We start from the raw sequence: 25,178 nt of genomic DNA, 5'->3' as shown, positions 1-25,178 counted from the left end.
CGGCGAACCGGGGCGGGCCGGTCCGACGGTGAATCGGTCGTCACCCTGGCTCCCGATCGCGCTCGTGGCCGCGCCGACCGTCGGGCTCGCCCTGTTCTACGTCTGGCCGTTCGCGAACCTGATCGTCGAAGCGGTCGACGTCGAGTCGGTCCGCACGACGCTCGGTCGCAGTCGGACCCGGTCGATCATCTGGTTCACCACGTGGCAGGCCGTGGTCTCCACGCTCGTGACGATCGTGGTCGGGTTGGCACCGGCCTGGGTGATCGCCCGCTACGACTTCGTCGGGCGCCGACTGCTGCTCAGCCTGCTCACCGCCGTGTTCGTGCTGCCCACGGTCGTGATGGGCGCAGCCTTCCTCGCCCTGCTCCCGGATTCGCTCGACCGCACCGTGTGGGCGGTGATCGGTGCACACGTCGTGTTCAACCTGGCGGTCGTGGTGCGTACGGTCGGTGCCGTGTGGGAGCACCTGCCGACCGACATGGAGGCCGCCGCCTCGACCCTCGGTGCGTCGCCGTTCGTCGTGTTCCGTGAGATCACGCTGCCGCTCCTGCGCCCGGCCGTCACCGCGGCCGCCGCGATCGTGTTCCTCTTCACGTTCACCTCGTTCGGGGTGATCCGTATCCTCGGAGCGCCCGGCACGCGCACGATCGAGGTCGAGGTGTGGCGACGATCGACGCAGCTCGGTCAGGTCGACCAGGCCGCCGTGCTCGCGCTGCTGCAGCTCGGCGTTCTGGCCGCCGTGGCCGTGTGGTCCTCGATCGCGTCGCGTCGCCACGCTCGCTCGCTCGCGCTGCGTCCGCTCGCCCGCCCGCGCCGAGCCCGGTCGCGCCAGGAGCGCCTCACGATCCTCGTCGTCGTCGGCGTGACGTCCACGATCGCGGTCGCCCCGCTCCTCGCCCTCGTCGTGAACTCGCTGTCCTCACCGTCGGGATGGACGACCAGCGGGTGGACCGACCTGGGGAGTGCGGAGATCCGTCCGGGCATCGGTCTCGGCATCGACCCCATCGCCGCACTCGCTGCGTCCCTGCGCACCGCAGCGTGGGCCACGCTGTTCGCCACCGCGCTCGGGGGGCTGGCGAGCCTCGGGATCGCGACCGCCGGTCGCTTCGGTCGGGTCCTCGACGCCGGGCTGATGCTGCCGATCGGAACCTCTGCCGTGACCATCGGGTTCGGGATGTTGATCACCTTCGACCGCGCCCCGTACGACTGGCGTTCGACGTGGTGGCTCGTGCCGGTCGGGCACGCACTCGTGGCGATCCCGTTCGTCGTGCGCACCACACTGAGCGTGCTCCGCTCCGTCGACGGTGCCCTGTCGGAGGCGGCCGCCACGCTGGGCGCATCACCGACTCGCGCCTGGCGCGAGATCGTCGTCCCGCACCTGTGGCGCCCGCTCGCCGTGGGTGCGGCGCTCGCCGCCGCCATCTCGCTCGGGGAGTTCGGCGCCACCAGCTTCCTCTCCCGCAGTGGCGGCGAGACACTGCCGATCGCCATCGAGAAGTTGCTCGGCCGAACGGGATCGCTCCTGCAGACGAAGGGATATGCACTGTCGGTGGTGCTCGCGGCTGTCACGATCGGGCTCGTGATGGTGGTCGATCAAACCGGCGACATCGTCGGCGCGCGGCGCGGCCCCGCGTCGGGTCCTCCTCGAGTGGGTCGAGCGGCCGGGCCGTCGTCGGGTGCGGCGGCTCCGGGGTCGGTCGACGAGGTCGGGCGCTGATGTCGGGCGCCGAGGTCACGGTCACCGGGGTGTGCGTCGGCTTCGACGGCCACCGAGTCCTGCGCGACGTGTCGATGCGGGCCGGCGCCGGTGAGGTCGTCGGGCTCCTGGGGGCCTCGGGCTCCGGCAAGAGCACGCTGCTGCGCGTCGTCGCCGGGCTGCTCACCCCCGACAGCGGACGCGTCGACATCGGAGGAACGGACGTGACCCGCCTTCCCACCCATCGCCGCGGGGTCGGCATGGTCTTCCAGGACAACCAACTCTTCCCGCATCGCACCACGCTCGAGAACGTCGAGTTCGGCCTGAAGATCGCCGGAGTCGACCGTTCCGAACGACGAGCGCGGGCCGAGGCGTGGCTCGAGCGAATCGGACTCGGCGGGTTCGGCCCGCGCCTCGTGACCGAACTGTCCGGCGGCGAGGCCACACGGGTCGCGCTCGCTCGGACCCTGGTCGTCGAGCCCACGGTGGTCCTGCTCGACGAACCACTCACCGGGCTCGATCGCGAACTGCACGACCAACTCGTCCGGGAGCTCGCCGGACTGCTGCGCGACACGTCCTCGACGGCGATCCTCGTCACCCACGACGTCGACGAAGCGTCCGCTCTCGCGGACCGGACGCTGTTGCTGAGCGACCTCCAGTCATGACGCCCCACGTCGAGATCCACGAGATCATCTCCGCTCGGACCCACGACCTCCGGCGGCGGGTCCTGCGTGACGGTGCAGCTGATGCCGTGGTGGACTGGGTCGGGGACCACGACGACTCGACCGTTCACCTCGGCGCCGTGGTCGGCGGCCAGCTCGTCGGCATCTCCACGTGGTCCGCCGTGCCGGATCCGCATGCCACGGACCTGCCGTCGATCCAGTTGCGTGGCATGGCGACCGACCCGGCATTCGCCGGGCAGGGGCTCGGACGTTCCCTCCTCGACGCAGGATTCGGACGTGCTCGATCGGCCGGGCCGGTGCGGGTGTGGGCGAACGCCCGCGTCACCGCACTCGAGTTCTACACACGGGCCGGGATGGTCGCGTCCGGCCCGGTTTTCGTGACCGAGGCCACGGGCCTCCCGCATCGTCACGTCCACATCGACCTCTCCTGAGCGCGGCACGCCGGTCGGCGGACACCGGGACACCGGTCCCGTCGTCTTCCTCTTCGTCGCTCCGACGACCCACTGGAGGGGTGCCCTCGTCCCGTTGCGCCTCGTCGACCCGACCGAACCCGACTTCGATCACACACGAGGCGCCATGTCGCACGCACACGCCGATCACGCCCGGCGACGAGCCGCCCACCTGCGCACGTTGGCGTCCGAGATGCTGCACTCACCCTCGATGACGTTGCACACCCATTCGACGGTCGACACGTGGCACGGCCCGCAGGCCCAGGCGTGCAACCAAGCGCTGGCCGGCGCCCAGCGGGCCGTCCACCTGGCGATCGACGATCTCCTCGACCGAGCGTGGCGACTCGACCGCGACGCCGACGAACTCGAAGCCGCTGCGATCCGCATCGATCGTCTCCGTGACCGCCGGGTCGACGAGGCCGCCGAACGCGCATGAATCCGGCGCTCGTTCGACTCCGAGCAACGGGGCCTCGAACCCGATCGACCGCCCCCGCATCGTCGGCGCTCCCGACCCGTTCGCCCACCGGGCCGAATCCAGCCACCGGCACCACACCGGTTCACGACGAGGTCAACGATGCGACACGGATACGAACCTGACCGGATCACCACGCTCACGCAGCAGTCCCGCTGGGCCCTCGGCGCCCTCGACACAGTCCGCAGCACGGACCCGGCGGCGGCGGAGGCGATGGCCGCGATCGCTGCCCTCGGGGCGGTCATCGCCGACCGCTTCATCCCCGCCACCACCGCAGTGGGGATCGTCGACCCGCTCGGTCGGGCGGGCCGGCCGAGCCCGACGCCGGCGGGGGCGGACTGGTACGCCGACTGGCTCGACGATCGGTTCGACACGACCGCCGAAGCGATGTCGGACGACGAGCTCTTCGCCGAGCTGGATCGCCTCGAGGACGAGTTGCCGTACGACGACGACCTCCGACCCGACATGGACCACTCGTTCTGGACCGACTTCGAACAACTCGCCGTCGAGATCGCCGTACGAGCCGAGACCGACCCCGAGTTCGCAGATCGGCTGGTCTCCGAATCCGCTTCCTCGGTCCTGATCCCCGTCGCGTTGGACTTCGCACGTTTCGACCCGGGTCTCGTGGCCGCCATGTCGGCGAAGGTCCTGTCGTCCCGCCAGACGATGATCGACGTCGAGTACCACTACCAAGCGTACGGCACCGACCTCATGCTCGCGTTCCTCACACGGTTCCCGGACCTGGCTCTCGACCTGCTGGCCCACGGCACGACCGACCGGGGCGACAGCATCCTCCGCGAACTGCTGACGTGGCCGACGATCGATCCCGGCACGGTCACGGCGTTCGTCGACGCAGCGATGTCGGCTCCCTTCGAGCAGCCCGAACTCCTGACACAGGCCGGAACGGTCATGCACCACCTCGTCGAGATGGCGAACGAGCGCAGCCTGTTCCCCGACGGCTTCCCCACGGAGTTCAGTCCGATCGCGGCGAAGATCGTCATCCAGTACCTGCCGTTCTTCGTCACCAGCCTGAGCGGAGACGGCGACGTCCATCTGAAGGGCTTCGACCTGCAGGACATCGGCGTCGAGCTCGGTTCGTACGGCGAGGTGCTCGATCTCGTCGGGGCGTTGATGCGCGACCCGACGTCGTCGGAGATCCTGCTCGGGGTGATCCCGGCCCTCACCGTGCTCGGCCAGAACGCCACCGGACCGCTCGACGTCCGACTCGACAGCGTCGCCGACTACCTGCAGATCCTCCGCAAGGGCGCGGAGAACGAGCAGCTCGAGGAGGTGCTCGAGGCTCGACGCGACGAGGCATCCACGCAGCTCGCCATCGACCTGATCCTCGGCGCCATCGACCTCGTCACATCGGTCACGGGGCCGATCGAGGTCGGTCTCGTCGAGGTGCCGCTGGGCGTCGTCGAGAAGGGAGCGCGACTGTTCGCCGAGTGGGCGGTCTCGGTGAGCGACCTCGGTCTGGGCACCATCGACCGGATCGCGTACCTCCTCATGGTGTACGGGCTGGGTGTGGCGATCACACACCGACGCAGCAACGGCGACGACGATCCCGACGGCGAAGGCGATCCCGACGGCGACGGTGACGAAGCCGCAACGACCCAGAACCGACGGCTCGCCGAGCAGATCATCGACGAGATCGACGACGCGCTCGCGAGCGGCCGGTCGATCGAGGAGGTCGAGGGCCTGATCGGCGATCTCCGGCTCGTGACCGACGCCGTCGACAGCCGGTCGACGACCATCCTGGACGACCCACGTGTGAGACCGACGACCTACGACGTCGAGGAGAACGTCGACAGCGAGGAGTGAGGGCACCTCGGCGGCCCACGGTTCCCACCTCCACGCCTCGCCGTCACGTCGACGTGGCAGGCTGGGGGGCATGCAACTCGGAATGATCGGGCTCGGGCGCATGGGCGCCAACATGGTGAGGCGACTCAAGGACGGCGGCCACGACTGCGTCGTCCACGACGTGAGCGACGACGCCGTCACGGCGCTCGAGGACGAAGGCTTCACCGGTGCCCACACGCTCGAAGAACTGGTCTCCGGCCTCGACGCTCCTCGATCGATCTGGGTGATGATCCCGGCGGCGTTCGTCGGCGACATGCTCGAGAAGCTGGTTCCGCTGCTCGACGAGGACGACACGATCATCGACGGCGGCAACTCCTGGTACCACCTCGACGTCGACCGCTCGAAGCTGCTCGCCGGCCAGGGCATCCACTACGTGGACGTGGGTACCAGCGGCGGCATCCTCGGCCTGGAGCGCGGCTACTGCCTGATGATCGGCGGCGACGACACGGCGGTCGGTCGGCTGGAGCCGATCTTCGACACGCTCGCTCCCGGTGTCGAGTCCGCCGAGCGGACACCGGGGCGGTCGGGCGACATCGCGCCCGAGGAGAAGGGATGGTTGCACTGCGGTCCCAACGGTGCCGGCCATTTCGTGAAGATGGTCCACAACGGCATCGAGTACGGCGTGATGTCGGCGATCGGCGAAGGACTCAACGTGCTCGCCGAGGCGAACATCGGCAAGCAGGACCACGTGCAGGACGCCGAGACCGCGCCGCTCGACTCCTCCGAGTACTACCAGTACGACCTCGACCTGTCGAAGGTCACCGAGGTCTGGCGACGAGGGTCGGTGATCACGTCCTGGCTGCTCGACCTCACTGCCGAGGCGTACCTGAAGGACCCGGAGCTGAGTGGCTACAGCGGCCACGTCAGCGATTCGGGTGAGGGGCGCTGGACGATCGCGGCCGCCATCGACGAAGGTGTGCCGGTCCCGGTGCTGTCCGCGGCGCTGTTCCAGCGCTTCGCCTCCCGCGGCCGCGACGACATGGCGAACAAGGCCCTGTCGGCGATGCGTGCCGGGTTCGGTGGCCACGTCGAGCGCAAGGGCTCGACGCGATGAGCGACCTGCACCCCGGCGAGGCGCGCGGCGGCACCTACGTCGACACGACACAGATCGACACCAACCAACCCCACGCCGACGCGCTCGTCCTGTTCGGTGCCACCGGCGACCTCGCCAAGCGGAAACTGTTCCCGGCGCTGTACCACCTGCAGAAGCTGCAGGACGTCGCGGATCGCGCCGACGCCCTCGTAGAAGTTGCCGCGACCTTCGATGCCGATGCTCTCCGACATCGTGACCTGCACGCTGCGCACGTAGTGCCGGTTCCAGACCGGCTCCAGCAGTGTGTTCGCGAACCGGAACACGAGCAGGTCCTCGACCGCCTCCTTGCCCAAGTAGTGGTCGATGCGGAAGATGTGGTCCTCGGGGAACACCGCGTGCAACGTCTTGTTCAGTTCGATGGCGGAGGCGAGGTCGCGCCCGAACGGCTTCTCCACGACGATGCGCCCACGCGAGTGGAGCCGGACCGACGCCAGACGCTCGGCGACCATCGGGAACATCGACGGCGGGATCGCCATGTAGAAGACCGCCGTCGACGAATCGTGGCTGTCGAGCATCGCCACGAGTTCGTTCCAGGTGTTCTCGTCGGCGTAGTCGCCCTGGATCAGGTCGAGTCGCGCTTCGAGGGCGTCGATGACCGCCGGATCCGCGTCGGCCACGTGCGCCAGGATCGACTCTCGGGCGTGCGACCGGAAATCGTCGTCGGTCCACTCGCTGCGCGCCACACCGATCACGGGAACTTGGAGGGTGCCCGACAGAACCATCTGCTCCAAGTCGTCGCGCTCCTCGCGATGGAGCCACCGGCGGGGCCCGACCCCGGGTTCCTCCAGGACGAGAAGGCGAAGGTCATCAACGCGATGCGCCCGATCGATTCGTCGTCGCTGGTGCGCGGCCAGTACGTCGGATACCGGGACGAGGAAGGCGTCGCCGAGGACTCCGAAGTGGAGACCTACGTCGCGGCCCGTCTCGAGATCGACTCGTGGCGGTGGGCCGGTGTGCCGTGGTACGTCCGGGTCGGCAAGGGACTGAGCGAGGCGGCCACCGAGGCCGTGATCGAACTGAAGAGCCCGCCGCGGATGCTGTTCGACGAGGCCGGGAGCCCACCGCCGGAACGCAACCTCATCCGCCTGCGCCTCGGCAACAACGACGGTGTCACGTTCGCGCTGCAGGCCAAGACACCGGGGCCGCACATGGACAGCCAGGAGGTCGACGTCGACGTCGACTTCGCGGCGGCGTTGGGAGTACGACAGGACGCCTACGAGCGACTGCTCGGCGATGCGTTGGTCGGATCACTGCGTCGCTTCGCCCGTCAGGACGTCGTCGAGGGGACGTGGCGAGTGGTGCAGCCCGCACTCGACGAGCCGGGCCCGATCTACCCGTACTTCCGCAAGTCGTGGGGCCCGTCGGAGGCCAGCGCGATCCTCGTCAACGACGACGACGTCTGGTACCCACCCAGCCCCACCCGCACGTGACGACCACCGACCACACGGTGTCGGACACCGTCTGGTTGTCATCCCGTCTGTCATCCCGTGTCTGTCGATCCGTGTCTGACACCGTTTGATATGCTCTCAACATTCGGTACGAACGTCCCGAATGTTGAGACACCATGTGGATTCCGATCACGCTGGCTGCGGCGACCTTCCAGATCCTGCGGACGGCGCGCCAACACGACCTGCGACGGGTCCTCGACATCGTCCCCGCGGGATTCGTCCGGTATGCCTACGGCTTCCCGTTCGCGGTCCTGGCGAGCATCGTCACGTTCGGGGTCGCACGAGCCGAGTTGCCGACGCCTCCCCCGCGGTTCTGGCCGATCATCGCCGGCGCGGGAGTCGCTCAGATCCTGGGAACGATCGCGCTGCTGCGGTCGTTCCGGATGCGCGACTTCGCGGTCGGCACCGTCTACGCCAAGACCGAGGTGATCATCGTCGCCGTCGTCTCGGCCGTCGCACTCGGCGAGCCTCTGGCTCCGCTCGGTTGGATCAGCGCCGTCGTCTGCGTGATCGGCGTGGCGTGGCTGGCCGCACCCGACCGGATCACCGACATCCTCCGCCTCGCCGGTGACCCCGCTGCCTCGATGGGCGTGCTCGCTGCTGCAGGATTCGCACTCGCCGCGACCGGGATCCGCGCCGCGTCGAACTCACTCGGCGACCTCCCCACCTGTAACCGGGCGTTGCTGACGCTGACGGTGATGCTCGGCATCCAGACCGTCGTCAACGGTGCCCAGTTGGCGATCACGGACCGCACGGGACTGCGCTCGGTCGTCACGCACTGGCGTCCGGCGATTCCCGTCGGGGTGCTCAGCATCGCCGGGTCCACGTGCTGGGCCGTCGCGGTCACCCTGACCGACGCGACGAGAGTGCGCACGCTCGGCCAGGTCGAACTGGTGCTCGCCTTCGCGATCTCCGCGATGTGGCTACGCGAACGGCACACGAGGCCCGAGTTCGTCGCCAGTGCCGTCGTGCTCGTGGGAATCGTCGGGGTGGTGGCGTTCGGCTGAACGATCTACATTCTCGACCGTGCGCGGCATCGTGGTCCCCGAGAAGACCGAAGACTTCACCGCCGACCCGGTCGAACTCTTCTTCGACCTCGCGTTCGTCTTCGCGTTCTCCCAACTCGTCCACCTGTTGATCGTGCACCCGGATTGGGAGCACGTCGGCAAGGCGACACTGATCTTCCTGCTGCTCTGGGCCGTCTGGTCTCAGTTCTCCTGGTCGGCGAATGCCGTGCCCGGCAACCAGCGCTCGGTCCGGGTCGGGTTCCTCGTCGCCACCGCTGCGAGTGTGCCGATGGCCGCCGCAGTGGAGACCGCGTTCGACGACAGCGGCCTCCTGTTCGCCGTCCCACTGGCTGTGATCTTCCTGATGGCGAACGGCGTGTTGGTCTCGTCGACCGAGCGCGGAACGGCGGCGCGAGCGACGACGATCCGATACTCGATACCGAACACCATTGCGATGATCACGCTGGTGGCGGGCGGGATCGTCGACGGAACGGCGCGGTACGTCGTCTGGATCGCGGCGTTCCTCGTCGTCCTGTGGGCCACGATCAAGGCAGGCCAGGGCGAGTGGACGATCCGCCCGGGGCACTTCGCCGAACGGCACGGTCTGATCATCATCATCGCCCTCGGCGAGGTCATCGTCGCACTCGGCAACGCCGTGGTCGACCCGCTGTCGGAGGAGGGCGGCGGATTCGCCGGCGAGACGGTGGCCGCACTCGCTGCCACCGGCATCGCGGCGGGCTTGCTGTGGTGGTCGTACTTCGATCGCGTCCAACCCGCACTCGAACACCACGCCGAGGAACTCGACAGCCGGCCCCGCGGACGCTTCGCCCGCGACGGCTACACCTACGCACACATGCCGATCGTCGCCGGGGTGATCCTGATCGCCGTCGGGATCGAGGAAGCGGCCCTGCACCCCGGCGACCCCCTCCCGCTCGCCTACCGGATGATGCTGCTCGCCGGCATCCTGTGCTTCTTCGGTGGCATCAACATCGGTGTGTGGCGAGCGTTCCGTGCTGTTGCCCGCGAACGACTGATCGCGATGGCCGTGATCACCGGCGTCCTGGCGCTGGCCGGGTCGGTCGAGGCCGTGTGGCTCATCGTCGTGATCGACGTCGTGGTGATCGCCGTGCTCGTCGCCGAACACCTCCGCATCGAGGTCCGCCCGAGCGACCCGAAGATCCACCACGCCCACTGACCCGACCTGTCATCCGGTGTCAGACACCATTTGGTTGTCCGTCATCCGGTGTCTGACACCGGATGGATCAGGTGTCGAGGGAGCGGCGCAGCCACTGGAACACGCGCCACGCGGCGTGTTCGGGAGACAACGTGGCGGCCGCGATGTGAGCCGCCTCGTCGCTGATCGCGCGTCCGTCGGGTGCCTTGACGTGGACCTCGGCGACGCGTTCGGCCATGACGAACCAGGCGACCGCCGCCTCGACCGACGTCCCGACGGTGAGGAAACCGTGGTTGCGCAGGATGCACAGCTTGGCGTCGCCGACGGCTGCCGCGATGCGCTTGCCGCCGTCGATGGAGAGCACCTCGACCTCCTCGTCGTCGAACATCGCCTGATCGAACACGAACGCACACGACTCCTGGCTCAGCGCGCGCAACGGCTCGACGTTCGCCGACCACGGCGTACCGAACTGGGTGTGCGTGTGAGCGGCCGACACGATGTCCGGCCGAGCGGCGAGAACCGGAGCGTGGATGTTGTAGCCAGCCGTGTTCACGGCGCCCGTCGAGTTCCCGTCGGCATCCTTCACCTCGCCGCCCGGGCCGACCAGCACCATGCGGTCCGCCGTCGCCGAACGGAACGGAACGCCCCAGTCGAGCAGCCAGAAGTGGTCGAGCAACTCAGGGTCACGCGCGGACACGTGACCGTCGCCGAGTTGGCCCCATCGCTGCGCTGCGAAGATCCGGTAACCCGCCGCCGCCATCTCCTTGCGGTGCTGTCGCTCGTCGTCGATCGACCGGACCGCATCCATCGGCTCCACGCCGTCGAAGCCCGGGTACTCGCTGTCGTCACTCATGGCACCCAGCGTAGGCACGCATCCGGACGCCGGTCGGAGCGGCCGCGTCACGCACGACTCACACGGTCGAGGACCTCCGCCAGTTCGTTGTCGGTCGAGATCCGTACGGTGGGGACATGAACCACCCGACACTGAACTACGTCGAACTCCCCGCCACGGACCTCGCCGCGACCAAGGCGTTCTACACCGACGCCTTCGGTTGGGCGTGGACGGACTACGGCCCGACGTATGCCTCCGCCGATGCGTCTGGCCTCGAGGTCGGCCTCACCACCGAGGCCGCCCCGGCCCCGACGCCGACGGACGACGACGAGAGTTCGATCGGTCCACTCCTGTTGTTCCAGTCCCACGAACTGGACGACGCACTCGCGTCGGTCACCGCCGGCGGTGGCCGGATCGTCACGCAACCCTTCGACTACCCAGGCGGCCGACGGTTCCACTTCAGTGATCCCAGCGGCAACGTCCTCGGCGTCGATCGACCCGACACCGCCTGACCCGGCCGCCTGACCCGGCCGCCTGATTCGGCCTCGCAGGACGCCTCGTCGAGCGCCCATCCTCCCGCCGCAGGCATCCGACGGCGATACTTGGGCCGTGAGCCTCCCCGGTGACGAGCGTGCGACCTTGACGGTCGACGAGCGTGCGGCGGCGCGTGCGTTCGTCGCTCGGTGCGAGGTCCGGCTCTCGACGATCCATCGAATCGCCGTGGGCATGTTGTCGGGTGCGGGTCTCCTCGTCGTCCTGCCGGTCGTCGCCCGCGACTCGGTCTCGGGTGTGCTTCGATCGCTGCTGATCGACGGGGTCGGATTCGTGGACATCGCGCTCGTCGTCGGTGTCGTCGCGATGCTCGCCGTCCCCGTCGTCGCCCTCTGGCTGCTGTTCGCGGATCTGACGCGCTTCTACTTCCACGCCAACCACCTGGGTGGTGACGGCCGGGATGTGTTCACGCCTCGCTTCACGCTGACCTCGCTCAAGCTCCCCTCCGACGAACTCGGCCCGACCGCTCGGGACCAACTCTCCGACAGTCGGAACGACCCCCGCATCGTCGAACTGCTGGTGCCGGCCAACGACACATCCAGGCGCCGCGTCGACCGTCAACTCCAGGTGTACCCGGGGCTCGACTCCGGTCCCGACGACGTGGGGCGAGCGGATGGCCTCTTCGAGCTGGCAGCGGCGACGAGCCGAACCCTGCTCGAAGAGGTCGCGAAGGTCGAGTACGGGATGGCCCGCCACGTCCTGCGACTCCGTGAACTGGTGCTGCGGTACGTGAAGGCACTTCTGGCGCTCCTGACCACGGCACTGGCCGTGTACTCGGGAGACGCCATCGTCGTCGGACTCGACCAGGGGCAGGGCATGACGGTCTCGGGGAGCGTCGCGCTCGCAGCCGTCGTGCTCGTGTGGGCCCCGGCCGTGGTCCTCGCCGTGACCTCTCCGGTTCGGTGGATCGAGAAGCTCATGCGTGATGACGGAGCTCCTTCGACCGCGGTTGCCGACGATCCCGATCTGACCCACGTCGAGCGTGTGTCCCTTCGGATCGCCGCGGTCGGCTGGCTCGCTGCGGCCGTGGCGATGGTCGTCTCGGCGATCGACGATGCCACTGGAGGCCAGGCCCGGGCGATGGGACTCGCGGTTCTCGCAGGGTCACTGATCGCGGTGACCGTCGCTGCGACGTCCGGACGATTCCGGAGTCTGGCGAGGATCCCCTGACATCGTTCGTGCTCCGGACCCGTCCGGGGAGCGTCGGACGCGGCGGTAGCTTCGAACCATGACGTCGATGTCGTTCGATCCGAGTGGCAGCCGGGTCGTGGCGGTACATCGGGCCCGGGACCACGAGTTCTCCAAGACGACCGTCGAGTCGATCATGCTGCTCGCCGGACTCGGCGTGGAGGGTGACGCACACATGGGTGCGCGCGTGAAGCACCGGTCGCGTGTGGCGAAGGACCCACTGCAACCCAACCTCCGACAGGTGCACCTCATCGCGTCCGAACTGCTGGACGAGGTGAACGCGAAGGGCTACGGCGTGGCGCCGGGCGACCTCGGGGAGAACATCACCACCGTCGGCCTCGACCTCATCTCGCTCCCGGTCGGCACATCGATCCGCATCGGCGACGCGATCCTGACGCTCACGGGGCTCCGCAACCCGTGCGTGCAGATCGGGGCGTTCGCCGAGGGTCTGCAGGGAGAGATGCTCGGTCGGGACGCCGACGGCAAGCTGCTCCGCAAGACCGGCGTGATGGCCGTGGTGATCCACGGTGGCGTCGTCGCCGCCGGCGACTCGGTCCTGGTTGCGCCACCCGCCGGCGAACCTCAGGCGATGAACGCGATCTGACCTGCGTAGAGGATCGGACCGGTCAACCGGCGACGAGCCGCCGGAGCAGGTCGGTGTCGAGGTGTTCCTCGACGGCGTCGGCCAGCAACTCGAACGTCGGCTCCAGCACCGGTTCGACGCGCACACCGAGCACCGCCTCGATGAAGTCCGGATGCTCGAACAGACCGTGCACGGTCGTCGCGGTGACGTTGCCGTCGACGCCGAACCGCAGATCGTTCGTCAGTTCACCGAAGCGGATCTCGTACCCCGAGTAGGTTGCGCCGAACGCCTCGATCACGCCGAACGTCGTGAGCTTCTCCGCGCCCATCACCGTCGAGTGGTCCATCAACCCGAGCCCGGCCACGATCGATCCGGGCGGACCTTCCACGCCGTGTGGGTCGACGATCTCGACGCCGAGCATCATCGCTCCCCCGCACACCCCGATCACCCGGACGCCGTGTCGGGCCGCGGCGACGATCGCCTGGTCGATCCCGTTCGAGCGCATCCACGCGAGGTCGGCGGCGAGATGTTTCGAGCCGGGGAGGATGATCGCATCGCGGTCGGGGTCGAGCCGTGTGAATCGACCGGGATGCGATGCCCAGCGGACGTCGGCAGCATGGCCGAGGAGATGGAACTCGTCGAGATTCGAACCGAACGGAAGCCTCGGGATCACGACCCTGGGCGCACCGCGGGGTGCCGACGAGGAGTCACGGGCACCCTCCTCCTGCGGCAGGTCGTGACGGAGCATCGGGACCACGCCGGCGGCTTCCATGCCCGTCATCGCCACCAACATCTCGGGGCCTGGTGCCAGCAACGAGGCGTCACCGCGAAAGCGGTTGAGGACGAAACCGGCGAGGCGGTCGCGGGTGGACTCCGGCACCAGCGACCACGTGCCGAACAGGTGGGCGAAGGCGCCACCGCGGTCGATGTCGACTGCGAGCAGCCCTGCGGCGTCGGCGTGTTCGATCATGCGATTGTTCACCTGATCGCGCAGGTTGATCTCGGCGGGGCTCCCCGCACCTTCGATCACGACGAGGTCGAACTCGGCGGCGAGCGAATCGAACGACTCCGCCATCGGCGTCCAGAGGGCGTCGTGGCGATCGTTCCACGGCGTGTTCGTCAGTTCCAGGTCCACGACGCCACGCACGATCACCTGGCTGCGGGTGTCGGCCTCGGGCTTCAGCAGCACCGGGTTCATCCGCAGGTCCGGTTCCACCCGCGCCGCCTTCGCCTGGAGCCACTGGGCCACGCCGATCTCGCCCCCGCGCACGACGCGCGCGTTGTTCGACATGTTCTGCGCCTTGAACGGAGCGACCCTGACCCCCTCTCGCGCGAACCAGCGGCACAGTGCCGTCACGAGCAGCGACTTGCCCGCATCGGAGGTGCAGCCCAGCACCATCAGTGGAGTCATCGCGTCAGTCTCGCCGACGGCTGCGTCCGAGCGAGGCACCTCTCGCCCGTCGAACTCCGCGTTCGGCGACGATGCCGCCCACGGCGAACACCAGCGTCACCCGACGCGCCAACGCGACCGCGCGACCGACGTCGTGTGCGACCGGCGCACGCCCGTCACCCAGTTCGCCCCGGTCCTCGGCAACCCCCTCGTAGACGTTCGTGCCACCGAGGCGGACGCCGAGCGACGCGGCGAACGCGGCCTCGACGACCCCGCCATTGGGCGACGGGTGCTTCCCGGCGTCACGACGGACGGTTCGCCACACGTCGGTGGCCCGCGACGGAGCGGCGATCACGACGGCGGCGACCGTGAGGCGCGCCGGCAGCCAGTTCATCGCGTCATCCAGACGGGCACTCGCCCAGCCGAACCGTTCGTGGCGATCGGTGCGGTGACCGACCATCGCATCCATCGTGTTGACCGCACGATGGACGAGAGCACCCGGGGACCCGCCGACCGTCGCCCAGAACAGCGTGGCGGTCACCGCATCGACGGTGTTCTCCGCGACGGTCTCGATGACCGCCCGGGTGACCTCGGTGGCGTCGAGCATGTCGGTCCGGCGCCCGACGAGCCGGGCCACTGCCCGGCGTGCGACGTCGAGGTCGTCGCCCTGGAGGGCGGCACCGACCCTGCACGCCTCACGCTCCAGCATCGCCCCGGCGATCGCAGCGCCCGACGCGAGAGCTGTGGCGACCGGCGCACCGGCGACACGACGGAGCAGCAGCGCCGGAACGACGCCGACGGCCACGCCGCTCGCTGCGTACGCGAACCCCGAGCGTCGATCGTCAGCCCAGTACCGCGCCTCGACCGCGTCCATCACCTCGGCGAACCGCACGACCGGGTGCCATCTCGTCGGTGGCTCTCCGAGCACTCGGTCGATCACGGCGCCGACGGCAGCGGCCGACGCACTCACGCCGACCGGACCCGTTCGAACGCTCGCAGTACCCGATCGACCTCGTCGCGCCGTGGGACGGCGACCCGCGACACGTCGATCAGACCGAAGTCGGTGCAGTCGCGCACCACGACTCCGTGCGGGATCAGGCGCTCCCGAAGCCCCGGTTCCATCTCGACCAGCACCCAGTTGACGGACGTGTCCCGCGCATGGAACCCGAGGGCGCGCAGCGCCTCGGCGAACGACCGGCGCAGATCGGCGATCGCCGACGACCACGAAGCCAGGTCGGTCTCGGCCAGCATCGGCTCGACCACGGCGATCGCGGGCGACGACACCGACCACCGTGGCTGTCGGTTCCTGATCACGTCGGCCGACCGCTCGTCGGGTGCGATCACGTAGCCGAGACGCAGGCCGGGGCACGCCCACAGCTTCGTCAGCGACCCGAGCCGCCACACGCCCTCACCGTCGAGACGCCGACTTGTCCAGGTGCCCGTGGCGATCGGCCAGAAGGCTTCGTCCCAGACCGAGGCGGTCTCGCCGTCGTCGGCCAACCGACCGAGCGGGTTCGACGGATTCGACCGCCACCTCGGCGCGTTCGGGTCCAGTTCGTCGAGGTGACGTTCGTACAGCGAGAACTCCGGCGCCACCACGTGGCCGGCCGGCATCGTCGACGCCACCAGGGCGATGGCCTCGGAGCCACCGTTCGTGAGCACCACCAGCGAGCGGTCCACCTTGAGCACGTCGGCCATGGCACGAGTCGCGTCGGTCGGGTCGGGGTAGTCGGCGATGGTGTCCAGTCGGTCGGCGAGAACCCGACGGACGTCGGGAGCCACCGGGTTCATGCTCATCGACAGATCGATCAGCGACGACCGGTCGACGCCGAGCGCCCGGGCCACCGCCGCAGCGTCTCCCCCGTGCCGGCTGCTGCCGACCTGCTCCGGCATCCGACCCGAGTCACGCATCCGTCGGCGACTCGACGGGGAAGCCGCGGCGTGGAACGACGATCACCGCACCGTCGTGCGGGTCGACGTCCACGGTCACGCAGACGTTGTACACCTCACCGAGTCGCTCTGCCGTCAGCACGTCGGCAGCCGAACCGGAGGCGACGACGCGACCTTCGTGGAGCATCACCAACCGGTCGGTGTAGGTGCCGGCGAGCGTCAGGTCGTGCAACGCGGAGATCACCGTCAGCGCCTGCGCGTGTCGGAGCTCGGTCACGAGTTCGAGCGCCTGCTGCTGGTGCCCGATGTCCAACGCCGAGGTCGGTTCGTCGAGCAGCAGGATCGGAGCCTCCTGCGCGAGCGCCCGAGCGAGCACGACACGTTGCCGTTCGCCGCCGCTCAGAGCACCGAGCAGGCGGGGGGCGAACTCGCCCAGCCGGAGGCGCTCGAGCGTGTCGGCGACCACGTCACGATCGTGCTTCGACTCGCTCGACCAGTAGCCGATGTACGGCGTGCGACCAAGCAGGACGTAGTCGGTGACCGTCATGTCGTCGGGGATCAGCGGCTCCTGGGGCACGTATGCGACGCGCTGCGCCCGTTCGCGATCCTTGAGGTCGCCGAGGCGGGTCCCGTCGACCTCGATCGAGCCGGCGTGTCTCACCAGTCCGGCGATCGACCGGAGCAGCGACGACTTCCCGGCGCCGTTGGGCCCGATCAGCCCGACCCACTCCCCCGGTGCGATCGTGTCGGAGAACGGTTCCACCGCCACCCGTCGCCCGTAGGACACGGCGACGTCCTGCAACGACAGTTCGCTCACCCGCTGATCCCTCGACGACGGATCAGGTAGATGAAGAAGGGCGCACCGAGGAAGGCCGTGACGACGCCGATCGGCGTCTCGGCCGGACTCTCGAGGATGCGTCCGGGAACGTCGGCGAGCACGAGGAACGTCGCGCCACCCATCAGCGACAGCGGAAGCACGCGCCGGTTCCGGGACCCAGCGATCAGCCGCACCACGTGAGGCACCACGAGACCGACGAAGCCGATCAACCCGCTGACCGACACGACCGCTGCCGTCCCGAGCGTCGCGGCGACGACGATGACCAGCCGTGTCCGGCGGATCGACACTCCGAGCGTTGCGGCCTCGTCGTCGCCGACGCGGAACACGTCGAGGTGACGACGGTGCAGGATCAGCACGATCGAACACACCACCACGTACGGCGCGCACAGTCTCACGTCGCTCCACGTGGCTCCCGACAGGCTGCCGAGGATCCACTCGAAGACCTCTCGGATCACGTCGAGGTTGCGGCGGAGCACGAACGTCTGGACGGCGGACGTGAACGACACCACCGCCACACCGGCGAGGACCAGCGTGGTGCCCGTGCGACCGCCGCCGAACGACGCTCCGACGACGTAGGTGACCAGCACCGTCGCCACGGCGAAGACGAACGCGACGGCGGGGACGGGATTGACCGGCCAGTCGTTCAAGGCACCGCCCCGCACGACGATCGCGATCGTCGCACCGAGTCCGGCACCCGAGGCGGCCCCGAGCAGGTACGGGTCGACGAGTGGGTTGCGGAACACGCCCTGATATCCGGCGCCGGCGATCGACAACATGCCGCCGACCAGCGCACCGAGCAGCACCCGCGGCATGCGGATCCTCCACACGATGTTCCACTCGGCGTCGGTCACGCCCGAGTCGATCGCCAGCAGTGGCAACCGGTCCATCAGTTCGAGCGGTACACGCCACCACGCCGGGCCCGCCGGTCCGATCGACGCTCCGAAGAGAATGGCGACCACGAGCAGCAGGCCGCCGCCGACGAACCACACGCGATCGCGCGCGTGTGCGTCGGCGTGTGCCTCCGTGCCGTCGAACACCGTCGTGTCGATGGGTGCGTTCGTGTCGGTGTCCGCGATCGGTGCGGTCGCGTCGGTCGCTGCGGTGATGTGGATGGTGTCGGCGGGTGACGGCCCCTCGCCCGTCTCCGGGTGTCGGTTGCCGAGGTCCCCCGTCGACACCCCGAGACCGGTCAGGCCGGCACCGAGGCCTGCTCGACGGCCGCGGCGATCGCCTCCATGTAGTCGACGATGCGCGGGCCCCAACGCGATGCGATGTCGTCGTCCATCTCGATCACGTTCCCGTTCTGGACCGCTGCGATCTCCGCCCAGCCGTCACGCTCGGCCACGGTCGCTGCGTTCTCGCCGCAGCACTTCGTGTCGGCGAGGAAGATCAGGTCGGGGTTCGCTGCGATCACGGTTTCGGCGTTGAGCTGCGGGTACTGGTTGCCCCCGCCGTCCACGCTCGATCCGGCGATGTTGGTGAGCCCGAGCAGTTCGTACTGCTGGCCGATGAAGGTGTCGGACGTGACGCTGAACAACGAGGGATCGAGTTCGTGGAAGTACGTCAGCGGAGTGTCGGACGCCGGTGCGTCGGCGACGAGTTCGTCGATGCGGGTCTGCATCGACAGGACGACTTCGGCGGCATCGCCGACGTGGCCGGTGGCCGCACCGAGCTGTTCGATCTGGGCGTAGGAGTCGTCGAAGGTCGTCGCCGACGGACCGACCCACGTCGCGATGCCGAGATCCTCCAACTGGGCGACGGCACCGTCGTCGCTCAGCACGACGAGGTCCGGCTCGTACGCAGCGATCGCTTCGATGTTCGGCTCGAAGCCCGACAACTCGTTCGGCAGGTCCAGTGCTTCGGCGGGGAAGTTCGAGAAGTCGTCGACGGCGACCACCTGGTCACCCGCGCCGATCGCGAAGAGGATCTCGGTGTGGGTCGGGCTGAGCGACACGATGCGCTCCGGAACGTCACCCTCGGCGGCCGCTCCCTCCGTCGTTCCTGCGGCCACGGCCTCGTCGTCCTCCATGTCGGGATCCATGTGGACGTCGTCGTTCATGTCCATGTCGGTGGTGGCGACGGCTCCGTCGTCCACGGGTGTCGCGTCCTCGGAGTCGCTGCCGCACGCCGCGACGACGAGCGAGAGACCGGCGACGGCGCCGATCAGTATCCGGATGTTCCGGTGGTGGTGATGTGTCTGCATGGTTCCTCCATGTGAGTGGAGGACAAGCTGGGTCCATCGCAGGCCGAGGCCTGCGGTGCGAACCGTCCCTTGCCTCGAGGGATTGTCTGTCGCGTTCTCGACCGAGGCGACCGGACTCGACTCGGCCGTGCGGCCGGGTCATCACCGTTGCGGGACAGTGCCGGGATCACACCGGACTTCGCTCTGACGAGAACAATTCGACACACTAGTGCGCGCTGCGTAGCCTCCCCCATTCCATGACCGACGCCACCGACACCAACCCCACCACGACCGACGCCACGACCGAGGCCACGATCGACCCGGAGACCGGTGAGCTCGCCCCGCGCGAGGATCCTCGCCCCGACGGGTTGCGTCGAGCCGACTCGCTCGTCGTGGTCAACACCGGCAACGGGAAGGGCAAGTCGTCGTCAGCGTTCGGGATGATGTTGCGGGCGCTCGCACGGGACTGGAACGTGGCCGTCGTGCAGTTCATCAAGTCCGGCAAGTGGAACACCGGCGAGGAGAAGATGGGCAAGGAGTTGGGCGTCCACTGGGTGTCGTGCGGCGACGGTTTCACCTGGGATTCCGACGATCTGAGCAACGACAAGCGGATCGCGGCAGAGGGCTGGGCGCAGGCGAAGGAGCTCCTCGCAGCCGGTGAGCACCAGTTGGTGATCTTCGACGAGCTGACGTATCTCGCCACGTACGGCTGGCTCGACATCGACGAGATCGTCGGCCCGATCCGTGACCGACCCCGCCACGTCAACGTGATCGTCACGGGCCGCGATGCCCACCCCGACCTGGTGGAACTCGCCGACACGGTGACGGAGATGACCGAGGTCAAGCACGCATACGCATCCGGCATCCGCGCCCTGCGCGGCATCGACTTCTGAGTCCGTTGCGTCGGCTCCCATGTCGCTCACACTGCTGATCGGAGGGGCCCGCAGCGGCAAGAGTTCGCTCGCAATCGACATCGGCCATCGGCATCACGCCGCCGGGATCTCGGTCACCTACATCGCCACGGCGCCGGTGCTCGACGACGACATGGCCGACCGCGTCGAACGGCACCGGGGCGAGCGTCCGCCGGAGTGGTCGACGATCGAGGAGGAGATCGATCTGGTCGGCGCCCTGCGCGGCGTGGACTCGGGTCTCGCGATCGTCGACTGCCTCACGTTGTGGACGTCGAACCTGATGTGGCGCGATCTGAGCGACGACGAGATCCGGTCGCGTTCCGCCGATGCCGTCGCTGCGGCCGCGGCACGGGCTGAACCGACGGTCGTGATCACCAACGAGGTGGGGCTCGGCATCCACCCCGAGACCGATCTCGGTCGCCGCTACCGCGACGTGCTGGGCTGGGTCAACCAGCAGTGGGCCGCCGCGGCCGACACCGCCCTGCTCCTCGTCGCCGGCCGAGCCCTCCCCCTCACCGACCCCTGGTCACACCTCTGATCCGAGTCGGTCCTTCTGGTTCTGAATGAAACGGACCGACTCGACCTCGGACACCGGTCGGTCCCTCTGGTTCTGAATGAAACGGACCAACTCGACCTGGGACACCGGTCGGTCCTTCTGGTTCTGAACCAATCGGAACAGGTCGGTGGGCCACCGGATCTGGCACACTCGCCGACGATGACGTTGTTGGCGGATCGACTCGTCGCGCTTCCCGCGCCGGACTCGGCTGCGATCGAGGCGGTGCGGACGCGGGCGTCGAACGTCCTGCGCCCGGCCGGTGCGCTCGCCTGGCTGGACGACGTCGCTGTCTGGAAGGCCGGCTGGCAACGCTCGGTGACACCGACGGTCGAGCGGCCCAGCGTCCTGGTCTTCGCCGGCGACCACGGCGTGACCGCCGCCGGAGTGAGCAACTATCCGAGCGACGTGACGGCCGCGATGCTCGCCGCGACCCGGCAGGGCAAGGCCACCATCAACGCCTTCGCCCGCTCGGCGGGAGCCACGGTCACCGCCGTCGACGTCGGCGTCGGCGAACCGACCGGCGACATGCGCGTCGAGGCGGCACTGTCCCGCGAGCGTTTCGACGAGATCACCCGCATCGCCTTCGACGCCGTCGACGCACTCGACGGCGACCTGCTCGTGCTGGGCGAACTCGGCATCGGGAACACCACCGCTGCGGCGGCGATCGCCGCGGCCTTCGCAGGCGGCGAAGCCACGGTGTGGGTCGGGCGGGGAACCGGCGTTGACGACGACGGCCTGGCCCGCAAGCGTGCTGCGGTCCAGGAGTCCGTGCGACGGATCGCCGGTGTGATCGACCCGATGGAGATCCTGCGCGAAGTGGGTGGTTCGGAACTGGTCGGCATGGCGGCCGCATGCGTCGCAGCGAGACATCGCTCGATCCCGGTCGTGCTCGACGGCTACATCTGCACGTCGGCGATGCTCCCGATCCATCGGGCGAACGGGGCCGCGCTCGACCACTGCATCGTCGGACACTGCTCCGCCGAACCCGGGCACCGCCTGCTGCTCGACCGACTCGGCAAACAACCGTTGCTCGACCTCGACATGCGTCTCGGCGAGGGCTCGGGAGCGATGGCCGCCGTCCCGCTGGTGAGGATGGCGTGCGCGGGAGTGGTCGAGGTCCCCACCTTCGACGAGTTCTTCGGCGCCGGATCCGTTGGAGGGTCGGATGGGGTCTGACCCCAGCCGACCCCCGCGCCGACCGTTCGGGCTGCTCGCGGCGATGCAGTTCCTCACACGCATTCCGATCCGCATGTCGTCGGCGCCCGATCTCCCCGGCTCCGTTCCGTGGTTTCCGGTCGCCGGCGCGCTGATCGGTGCGATCGTCGGGGGAACGGCCGCCGGACTCATGGAGGTCGTTCCTCCCTCGGTCGCGGCCGCGGTCGCCGTGGTGGTGGGCGTGATGATCACGGGCGCCTTCCACGAGGACGGCCTGGCCGACGCTGCGGATGCGATGGGTGGATCGACGCCCGAGCGGCGACGCGAGATCCTGAAGGACTCGCGCCACGGGAGCTACGGGGTCGCTGCGATGTGCAGCACGATCGTGGTGCGCGTGATCTGCGTCGCGTCGCTCGGCCCTGCCGCCGCCTTCGCCGGACTCGTGGCCGCCCACACGCTCGGACGTGGGGCATCGGTCGCCGTCATGGCGATCGCTCCGGACGACCCGACCGACGGGTTGTCGGGCCAGTACACCCGGACACTCTCCCGCCCTCGCGCCACGCTCGGGGTGACGGCCTCGATCCTGCTCGGTGCCGTCGCCGTCGGGTGGTGGGTGGTACCGCTCACGGCGGCCGTCGCGCTCGGAGCCCTCCTCGTGTCGTCGATCGCGCGACGCGCGTTCGGCGGTGTCAGCGGTGACATCCTCGGGGCGATCGAACAGGTCGGCGAGTGCGTGGTGCTCGTGATCGTGTCCGGGCTCGCCATCCACCACGCCCCCTGGTGGGCCTGAGTCCGACGTCTGCGTCGCATCACGTGTTCCGACGCGTCGATCGCACACCGAGACACCCGAGGACCAGTCGTCGCTAGCCTCGTCGCTCGTGCCCGACACACCGACCAACACCCGAACCACGCCGGCGGGCCATGCACTGCAGTTCGCACGTGGATTCGCCATGGGCGCCGCCGACATCGTGCCCGGCGTCTCCGGCGGCACCGTGGCACTGGTGCTGGGGATCTACGACCGCCTGATCCGCAACATCCGCACCGGCGCCCACGCCCTCAAGGAACTGCTCACGGGCGATCTCGCCGGATTCGGCAAGACGCTGCGCAAGATCGAATGGGTGTGGCTGATCACCCTCCTCGCAGGAATCCTCGTCGCCGTCGCTGCGCTGTCGTCACTGATCGAGACGCTGCTCAACGATCACCCCCAGACCATGGCCGGGCTGTTCTTCGGTCTCGTCGTGGGCACGATCTGGATCGCCTACCGCCTGCTCGACCGCGTCGACGCCGTCACCATCGGCATCATCGCGGTCACCGCCGTCGCCCTGTTCCTCCTGCTGGGCCTCCGCGAGGACACCGAAGTGGCCGAGGGAACCCTCGAGGTGGTCACCCAACCGCTCTGGATCTTCTTCCTCGCCGGAGCGATCGCGATCTGCGCCATGATCCTGCCGGGCATCTCCGGCTCCTTCATCCTGGTCATGCTCGGCATGTACAGCGAGGTCCTCGGAGCCGTGAACGACCGTGACATCCTCACGCTTCTCGTGTTCGTCCTCGGTTGCGTCACCGGCCTGGCGTTCTTCTCGACGCTGCTGAACTGGCTGCTCGAGAACTACCGGAACTGGGTGATCGCCGCCATGATCGGCCTGATGATCGGCTCGATGCGCGTCCTCTGGCCGTGGCCCGGGGGCACGTTCACCACCAGCCTCGGCGCTCCCGCCGACCCCATCGTGCTCCCCATCGTGCTGGCCGTGGCCGGCGCAGTGGTGGTCATCGTCGTCGAGCGGGTGAGCAGCCGGGTCGGCGAACCCCACTCGGCCTGACCGACCCGCCATTCCGACCCGCCATTCCGGTTTGCGTGACACCTTCGGCGGTCAGGACCGCCGAAGGTGTCACGCAGACCGGGGAATCAGCCGGAGACGAGGGCAGCGAAGCGGGCGATGCCCTCCTCGATGTCGGCATCGCCCAGCGCGAAACTGAAGCGCGCATAGCCGGGGGTGCCGAACGCCTCACCGGGCACGATGGCGACTCGCGCCTGGTCGAGCACGATGTCGGCCAGTTCGAGCGTCGAGGTCGCCTCCACTCCTCCGTACGAACGACCGAGGAGGCCACGCAGGTCCGGGAACGCGTAGAACGCGCCCTGCGGCTCCGGGCACACGACGCCGTCGATGTCTCCGAGCAGACCGTGGATCAGCGTCGCCCGGCGGGTGAACGCCTCGCGCATCATGTGGACGTCGTCGAGCCCGCCGTTCAACGCGGCGATCGCGGCCCGCTGGGCGACGTTCGCGACGTTCGACGTCGCGTGGCTCTGGAAACTCGTCGAGACACCGATGATGTCCTTCGGACCGATCATCCAGCCCACCCGCCAGCCGGTCATCGCATACGTCTTGGCGACACCGTTGACGATCAGACACTGGTCGGCGAGGTCGGGGACGAGCACCGGCATCGAGGAGAACTCGTTGGCACCGTAGACGAGGTGCTCGTAGATCTCGTCGGTGATCACCCACACGCCGTTCTCCACCGCCCACTCGCCGATCGCCTTCACTTCGCCGGGCGAGTAGATCGCGCCCGACGGGTTGTCGGGGCTGACGAACAGCAGCACCTTCGTGCGCGAGGTCTTGGCCTCGTCGAGTTGCTCGATCGTGACCTTGAAGCCGGCTTCCACGTCGGTGTCGATCACGACGGGGACACCGCCGGCGAGCGTGATCGCCTCGGGATAGGTGGTCCAGTAGGGAGCGGGGCAGATGACCTCGTCGCCGGGGTCGCACAGCGCCGCGAACGCCGTGTAGACCGCGTGCTTTCCTCCGTTCGTGACGAGGACCTGCGACGGCTCGCACTCGAACCCCGAGTCACGCAGGGTTTTGGCGACGATCGCGTCCTTCATCTCGGGCAGGCCGCCCGCCGGCGAGTACTTGTGGTTCTTCGGATCGGCGCACGCCGCCTGCGCGGCCTCGACGATGTGCGCGGGAGTCGGGAAGTCGGGCTCGCCGGCACCGAAGCCGATCACGTTCTCACCGGCGGCCTGGAGGGCCTTGGCCTTGGCGTCGACCGCCAGCGTGGCGGAGGGCTGGATGGCGGACAGGCGTTGCGATGCGCGGTTCACGGTTGCCGAGGCTACAACCGGGCCTCCACGCACTTCACGGCCGATTGCGTTCCCGGGGGCCTTCGTCACGGGCCAGGTGTCGGACTTGACGAAAAGTCCAGTCGGATCGGTGCCGTCGG

Annotated in this window: 25 protein-coding genes, 2 pseudogenes and 1 riboswitch; of the genes and pseudogenes, 18 read left to right on the top strand and 9 right to left on the bottom strand. The window is 68.8% G+C overall.

Going from position 1 to position 25,178, the window contains the following annotated elements:
• The first annotated feature begins 28 nt into the window (after positions 1 to 28).
• From ABJK40_RS03055 to ABJK40_RS03025, 7 genes and pseudogenes are all read left to right on the top strand, one after another.
• Complete coding sequence (locus ABJK40_RS03055) at positions 29 to 1,717, top strand: iron ABC transporter permease (protein ID WP_348478028.1); 1,689 nt, start codon at positions 29 to 31, stop codon at positions 1,715 to 1,717.
• Complete coding sequence (locus tag ABJK40_RS03050) at positions 1,717 to 2,361, top strand: ABC transporter ATP-binding protein (protein WP_348478029.1); 645 nt, start codon at positions 1,717 to 1,719, stop codon at positions 2,359 to 2,361. Before ABJK40_RS03055 ends, ABJK40_RS03050 begins: the two co-directional genes overlap by 1 nt.
• Positions 2,358 to 2,810, top strand: coding sequence for a GNAT family N-acetyltransferase (locus tag ABJK40_RS03045; protein ID WP_348478030.1), 453 nt, complete (start codon positions 2,358 to 2,360; stop codon positions 2,808 to 2,810). Before ABJK40_RS03050 ends, ABJK40_RS03045 begins: the two co-directional genes overlap by 4 nt.
• A 145-nt stretch (positions 2,811 to 2,955) precedes the next feature.
• Positions 2,956 to 3,264, top strand: a complete 309-nt coding sequence (locus ABJK40_RS03040) for a hypothetical protein (RefSeq protein WP_348478031.1) — start codon at positions 2,956 to 2,958, stop codon at positions 3,262 to 3,264.
• A 138-nt stretch (positions 3,265 to 3,402) separates the two neighbouring features.
• Positions 3,403 to 5,124 carry a hypothetical protein gene (locus tag ABJK40_RS03035; protein WP_348478032.1) on the top strand — a complete coding sequence of 574 codons (1,722 nt, stop codon included), beginning with the start codon at positions 3,403 to 3,405 and terminating at the stop codon, positions 5,122 to 5,124.
• Between the two features lie 70 nt (positions 5,125 to 5,194).
• Positions 5,195 to 6,217 carry a phosphogluconate dehydrogenase (NAD(+)-dependent, decarboxylating) gene (gnd, locus tag ABJK40_RS03030; RefSeq protein ID WP_348478033.1) on the top strand — a complete coding sequence of 341 codons (1,023 nt, stop codon included), beginning with the start codon at positions 5,195 to 5,197 and terminating at the stop codon, positions 6,215 to 6,217.
• A pseudogene (locus tag ABJK40_RS03025) lies at positions 6,214 to 6,357 on the top strand (hypothetical protein); the annotation flags it as partial. The gene gnd and the pseudogene ABJK40_RS03025, both read left to right, overlap by 4 nt.
• A gap of 60 nt (positions 6,358 to 6,417) precedes the next feature.
• Here the strand turns inward: ABJK40_RS03025 and ABJK40_RS03020 are convergent.
• Positions 6,418 to 6,978: pseudogene (locus ABJK40_RS03020) on the bottom strand (glucose-6-phosphate dehydrogenase); the annotation flags it as partial.
• Between ABJK40_RS03020 and ABJK40_RS03015 the strand changes: the two are divergent.
• The 3 genes from ABJK40_RS03015 to ABJK40_RS03005 all read left to right on the top strand — a co-directional run bounded on the left by ABJK40_RS03015 (position 6,898) and on the right by ABJK40_RS03005 (position 9,906).
• The gene (locus ABJK40_RS03015; RefSeq protein WP_348510148.1) at positions 6,898 to 7,686 is read left to right on the top strand and encodes a hypothetical protein; all 789 of its coding nucleotides are present in this window, start codon (positions 6,898 to 6,900) and stop codon (positions 7,684 to 7,686) included. The pseudogene ABJK40_RS03020 and the gene ABJK40_RS03015 sit on opposite strands and share 81 nt — an antisense overlap.
• A 134-nt stretch (positions 7,687 to 7,820) precedes the next feature.
• Positions 7,821 to 8,711, top strand: coding sequence for an EamA family transporter (locus ABJK40_RS03010; protein WP_348478034.1), 891 nt, complete (start codon positions 7,821 to 7,823; stop codon positions 8,709 to 8,711).
• A gap of 19 nt (positions 8,712 to 8,730) precedes the next feature.
• Positions 8,731 to 9,906 (top strand): low temperature requirement protein A, encoded by a 1,176-nt coding sequence (locus ABJK40_RS03005; RefSeq protein WP_348478035.1) that lies wholly within the window; start codon positions 8,731 to 8,733, stop codon positions 9,904 to 9,906.
• Between the two features lie 67 nt (positions 9,907 to 9,973).
• Here the strand turns inward: ABJK40_RS03005 and ABJK40_RS03000 are convergent, their stop codons facing one another.
• On the bottom strand, positions 9,974 to 10,738 hold the full coding sequence (locus tag ABJK40_RS03000) for a class II aldolase/adducin family protein (RefSeq protein ID WP_348478036.1): 765 nt from the start codon (positions 10,736 to 10,738) through the stop codon (positions 9,974 to 9,976).
• Positions 10,739 to 10,854: 116 nt separating this feature from the next.
• Here ABJK40_RS03000 and ABJK40_RS02995 point away from each other — a divergent pair, with 116 nt between their 5' ends.
• The 3 genes from ABJK40_RS02995 (at position 10,855) to ABJK40_RS02985 (ending at position 13,061) form a co-directional block, all read left to right on the top strand.
• Positions 10,855 to 11,229 carry a VOC family protein gene (locus ABJK40_RS02995; RefSeq protein WP_348478037.1) on the top strand — a complete coding sequence of 125 codons (375 nt, stop codon included), beginning with the start codon at positions 10,855 to 10,857 and terminating at the stop codon, positions 11,227 to 11,229.
• A 97-nt stretch (positions 11,230 to 11,326) separates the two neighbouring features.
• Positions 11,327 to 12,439 (top strand): hypothetical protein, encoded by a 1,113-nt coding sequence (locus tag ABJK40_RS02990; protein ID WP_348478038.1) that lies wholly within the window; start codon positions 11,327 to 11,329, stop codon positions 12,437 to 12,439.
• Between the two features lie 67 nt (positions 12,440 to 12,506).
• Entirely contained in the window at positions 12,507 to 13,061 is a 555-nt protein-coding gene (locus tag ABJK40_RS02985; protein WP_348478088.1) for an MOSC domain-containing protein, read from the top strand.
• Between the two features lie 22 nt (positions 13,062 to 13,083).
• Here ABJK40_RS02985 and ABJK40_RS02980 read toward each other — a convergent pair whose 3' ends face one another.
• The 6 genes from ABJK40_RS02980 to ABJK40_RS02955 all read right to left on the bottom strand — a co-directional run bounded on the left by ABJK40_RS02980 (position 13,084) and on the right by ABJK40_RS02955 (position 19,361).
• Positions 13,084 to 14,451 (bottom strand): cobyric acid synthase, encoded by a 1,368-nt coding sequence (locus ABJK40_RS02980; protein ID WP_348478039.1) that lies wholly within the window; start codon positions 14,449 to 14,451, stop codon positions 13,084 to 13,086.
• A 4-nt stretch (positions 14,452 to 14,455) separates the two neighbouring features.
• Positions 14,456 to 15,400 carry an adenosylcobinamide-phosphate synthase CbiB gene (cbiB, locus tag ABJK40_RS02975; RefSeq protein WP_348478040.1) on the bottom strand — a complete coding sequence of 315 codons (945 nt, stop codon included), beginning with the start codon at positions 15,398 to 15,400 and terminating at the stop codon, positions 14,456 to 14,458.
• The gene (locus tag ABJK40_RS02970) at positions 15,397 to 16,341 is read right to left on the bottom strand and encodes an aminotransferase class I/II-fold pyridoxal phosphate-dependent enzyme (RefSeq protein WP_348478041.1); all 945 of its coding nucleotides are present in this window, start codon (positions 16,339 to 16,341) and stop codon (positions 15,397 to 15,399) included. Before ABJK40_RS02970 ends, cbiB begins: the two co-directional genes overlap by 4 nt.
• Complete coding sequence (locus ABJK40_RS02965) at positions 16,334 to 17,137, bottom strand: ABC transporter ATP-binding protein (protein WP_348478042.1); 804 nt, start codon at positions 17,135 to 17,137, stop codon at positions 16,334 to 16,336. Before ABJK40_RS02965 ends, ABJK40_RS02970 begins: the two co-directional genes overlap by 8 nt.
• Entirely contained in the window at positions 17,134 to 18,147 is a 1,014-nt protein-coding gene (locus tag ABJK40_RS02960; RefSeq protein ID WP_348478089.1) for an iron ABC transporter permease, read from the bottom strand. Before ABJK40_RS02960 ends, ABJK40_RS02965 begins: the two co-directional genes overlap by 4 nt.
• Positions 18,148 to 18,347: 200 nt before the next feature.
• Positions 18,348 to 19,361 (bottom strand): helical backbone metal receptor, encoded by a 1,014-nt coding sequence (locus ABJK40_RS02955; protein ID WP_348478043.1) that lies wholly within the window; start codon positions 19,359 to 19,361, stop codon positions 18,348 to 18,350.
• Positions 19,362 to 19,415: 54 nt separating this feature from the next.
• A riboswitch (adenosylcobalamin (AdoCbl) riboswitch) is annotated at positions 19,416 to 19,568 on the bottom strand.
• 29 nt (positions 19,569 to 19,597) lie between these two features.
• On the opposite strand from ABJK40_RS02955, the gene cobO reads away from it, so the two are divergent.
• From cobO to ABJK40_RS02930, 5 genes are all read left to right on the top strand, one after another.
• Entirely contained in the window at positions 19,598 to 20,233 is a 636-nt protein-coding gene (gene cobO, locus ABJK40_RS02950; protein ID WP_348478044.1) for a cob(I)yrinic acid a,c-diamide adenosyltransferase, read from the top strand.
• A gap of 19 nt (positions 20,234 to 20,252) precedes the next feature.
• Positions 20,253 to 20,789: a bifunctional adenosylcobinamide kinase/adenosylcobinamide-phosphate guanylyltransferase gene (locus ABJK40_RS02945; protein WP_348478045.1), complete on the top strand. Its 537-nt coding sequence runs from the start codon at positions 20,253 to 20,255 to the stop codon at positions 20,787 to 20,789.
• 177 nt (positions 20,790 to 20,966) lie between these two features.
• The gene (gene cobT / locus ABJK40_RS02940; protein WP_348478046.1) at positions 20,967 to 21,983 is read left to right on the top strand and encodes a nicotinate-nucleotide--dimethylbenzimidazole phosphoribosyltransferase; all 1,017 of its coding nucleotides are present in this window, start codon (positions 20,967 to 20,969) and stop codon (positions 21,981 to 21,983) included.
• Positions 21,973 to 22,752, top strand: a complete 780-nt coding sequence (gene cobS, locus ABJK40_RS02935) for an adenosylcobinamide-GDP ribazoletransferase (protein ID WP_348478047.1) — start codon at positions 21,973 to 21,975, stop codon at positions 22,750 to 22,752. The genes cobT and cobS overlap by 11 nt, the downstream gene beginning before the upstream one ends.
• Before the next feature lie 88 nt (positions 22,753 to 22,840).
• Positions 22,841 to 23,779 carry a DUF368 domain-containing protein gene (locus tag ABJK40_RS02930; RefSeq protein WP_348478048.1) on the top strand — a complete coding sequence of 313 codons (939 nt, stop codon included), beginning with the start codon at positions 22,841 to 22,843 and terminating at the stop codon, positions 23,777 to 23,779.
• A gap of 86 nt (positions 23,780 to 23,865) precedes the next feature.
• On the opposite strand, the gene ABJK40_RS02925 is transcribed toward ABJK40_RS02930, so the two are convergent.
• Positions 23,866 to 25,059 (bottom strand): pyridoxal phosphate-dependent aminotransferase, encoded by a 1,194-nt coding sequence (locus ABJK40_RS02925; protein WP_348478049.1) that lies wholly within the window; start codon positions 25,057 to 25,059, stop codon positions 23,866 to 23,868.
• Positions 25,060 to 25,178: the final 119 nt, after the last annotated feature.

The sequence above is a fragment of the Ilumatobacter sp. genome, from assembly GCF_039969435.1.
Taxonomy (GTDB): domain Bacteria; phylum Actinomycetota; class Acidimicrobiia; order Acidimicrobiales; family Ilumatobacteraceae; genus Ilumatobacter_A.
The sequence above is the reverse complement of the archived record's forward strand: the minus strand, read 5'-3'. Positions and strand labels throughout refer to the sequence as shown.